We start from the raw sequence: 2,465 nt of genomic DNA, 5'->3' as shown, positions 1-2,465 counted from the left end.
CTGCAGGCAGCGAGGCTGGAGGGGATGGCACGCGCCGGGGCAAGTCCGCGGGACGCGGCGCAGTCCCAAGAGCGGGGTTGAATGTTCACCGGGACGCGAGGCCGTCAGCTTGCGTGACGGGCGCAGCCTGGCGCGCAAGGTGCCGCGTCCCGGCTGGATGGCTGCGACGGTGCCAGAAGCGACAACGCCGGCGCTCGGCCGGCGTCGGACGTCCAACCTGATGCGATTACCACATGAGCCGGGGCTGCTCGTTCGTTGGCAGGAAGTTCAGAAAGTCCATCCGTCGCGCAACGATGGCGGTCGCCTCGTCGATCGACACGCCCGACTCCGTCACGAATAGCTGGATCAGTTCCTCGTCTGACGCGGCCTCGTCGTTGCTAAGAACCGACTCAAAATATTCGCGTGTCTTCTCGTCCAGCTTTGCACTCAGCCTGGTCCCAGGCTGCACGCCCTCACTGCCAACGCCGCGCGAGTCGGGCGGTTGCGGTGCGGTGAGCGCGATCACTTCCGCCGCTTCGATTAATGCGTCGTGCTCAGCCTTGGTCAGTCCAAAGGCCTTCGGCCATGCTTTCGCCAGGCCGTCGAGCGCTGCACGCATGCGCCTGTGCATGTCGTGTGCGGCATCAACCTTCGTGGCCAGTTCTGTCAGGCTGCGCCGCGCATTCGCCTTGCCTACGTCCGTGCCGTTTTCCAGCGCAGCGAGCATGATAGGCATCAACGCCTTCCATTTTGGTTCGAGACTGACGGCTTCACCGCGCGTTACTCGACGTGTTCCGGTTGTCATCAACGTTCTCCCAACGGGGTCGATATCGGCCCCACAACATCAGTTAAGGATGCTCAAATACAGGTAGGTTCGGGACATGATCGGCGTCCGAATCGAGCCTGACCCACTGAAAACCTTCGCCGCGTGCCCAGGCCCACAAGTCGGCGAGGTCGTCCGGCGGTGGCTCGGACGGCCGCATGATGGCGATCGTTTCCGCAGTCGGCACAGAGACAAAGAAGCCAAATTCATACGGGCCGCAATAACACCACGGGACCGAATCGCCCTCTCTTTCGAGTAGGTCGAGCGTCTGGCGCGATAGGTGGGCGGTGCCAATCGTCGGGATCGAGACGGTTTCTGGTGTGCCCGCCAAAGCGTCCGATGCGCGCTGAAGCCACTCGGCGCGCTTCGCGGTTCCCAGCGGCATCAGTCGAACCGCGTCGCGCACGACGGCCAGAAGCGCGGCGCCGCGTTGCAGGTGCCCTGCTTCAGCGTCATCCAGTGCGCGCAACGTCGCCGCGATGCCGTGATTGGAAAGCTCGTTTTCAAGGTACGACAGGCCGTCAAAATCGGCGTCTGTCCGGTCGGCAAAACTGACCAGAACATTTGCGGGTGCATTCATGGTGTAGGCTCCGTGGACCGCCTTGGCGGTCCCGTCCAATGGTTAGAGTCCTGCGGTGATGGGGCGGCGGCGCTCGGGGTGATTAGCAGCCGTCGCCGCAAACTGGTACGCGCGCAGCAAGGTCGTGAACAGCCCTTCGTAACGGTCCGCTATGTACGCCTTGAAGCCTTCCGCGTCCCGTCCGATCAGGACGTCCACACCGTTAATTTCCTGCCGGAAATTCGCGTCGTCATGGTTGGTCGGCACCGTCATGACTTCCACGCCTTTGCGCCGACCGGCGAGACAATCGGCGTGTCCGAAAACGTCAGCCATACCGTGATACGTCCAGCCGAATCGGCGCGCAGCGATCGAGGTAGGCCGCTCAAACATCTTCATGCCCCGCTGCAAATAGACTTCGCTGACGTGCTGGCCGCATACCTCGCAAGCGCCGAGGCGTACGCTTGACTGCCCGGTTGCCTTCAGCGTGTAGCGCAGTACTTCGCCGTCATGGTCGTGGACGGTGGTTTCAATCGGTGCGCGCTGGCTCATTGCTTGCCCGCCTTTTCGGCTGCGGCCTTCGCCAGTCGCTTCGCTTCCAGCTTCAGTGCATACGGCAGCTTGTCCGCGATCTGCTCATCGCTGAGGGTTTCGAGCAACGTCAGAACGCTTCCGCCGTTCTCGTTCACCATGATGGTTTTCTCGCCTGCATGCTTTCCCCACTGCGGGCCAGCCTTGCCCTTGTAGTCGCGGTGTTCGTGCCGGTAAATGATGGCCAGCTTCTGCTTGCGCGAAAGCGTCGCCGGGTCGATGGGTTGCACTGCATCGGACATGTCTCGTTCTCCCTACGGGTTGAGCTGACCGGGCCCCTAGATTCCGAGTCCCGGCGTGGAAAATGTTTCTGCTGAGTCGGCGGCGCCTCTCGCCGTTGCCGCCGTTCCCCTGAGTTCGTCGTCCCGCGATCAAAAGGAGACACGGCCGCAGCTGGGTCAAGGATTCAAGCGCGGGGTGTGGGGCGGGATGGAGCGGCAGCGACTGACACGGCCCCGCGCGCCTTGACGCAGCGCAGGACGTGGCTACGATCGCGAGAAAAGGACGGCGAACGAG

At 62.9% G+C, this 2,465-nt stretch carries 4 protein-coding genes; all 4 read right to left on the bottom strand.

From position 1 onward, the window contains the following. Positions 1-226 precede the first annotated feature (226 nt). From AWB69_RS44955 to AWB69_RS44940, 4 genes are read right to left on the bottom strand one after another with little or no spacing between them, the layout of a single operon-like run. On the bottom strand, positions 227-784 hold the full coding sequence (locus AWB69_RS44955) for a hypothetical protein (protein ID WP_156529218.1): 558 nt from the start codon (positions 782-784) through the stop codon (positions 227-229). A gap of 43 nt (positions 785-827) precedes the next feature. Beyond that, positions 828-1,421 (bottom strand): DUF5983 family protein, encoded by a 594-nt coding sequence (locus AWB69_RS50205; RefSeq protein ID WP_231937462.1) that lies wholly within the window; start codon positions 1,419-1,421, stop codon positions 828-830. Between the two features lie 3 nt (positions 1,422-1,424). Beyond that, a complete protein-coding gene (locus AWB69_RS44945) occupies positions 1,425-1,910 on the bottom strand; it encodes a hypothetical protein (protein ID WP_062093194.1) in 486 nt (161 codons plus the stop codon). After that, entirely contained in the window at positions 1,907-2,191 is a 285-nt protein-coding gene (locus AWB69_RS44940; RefSeq protein ID WP_062093193.1) for a hypothetical protein, read from the bottom strand. The genes AWB69_RS44945 and AWB69_RS44940 overlap by 4 nt, the downstream gene beginning before the upstream one ends. Between the last annotated feature and the right edge of the window lie 274 nt (positions 2,192-2,465).

It is taken from the genome of Caballeronia udeis (genome assembly GCF_001544555.2).
Lineage (GTDB): Bacteria > Pseudomonadota > Gammaproteobacteria > Burkholderiales > Burkholderiaceae > Caballeronia > Caballeronia udeis.
The sequence above is the reverse complement of the archived record's forward strand: the minus strand, read 5'-3'. Positions and strand labels throughout refer to the sequence as shown.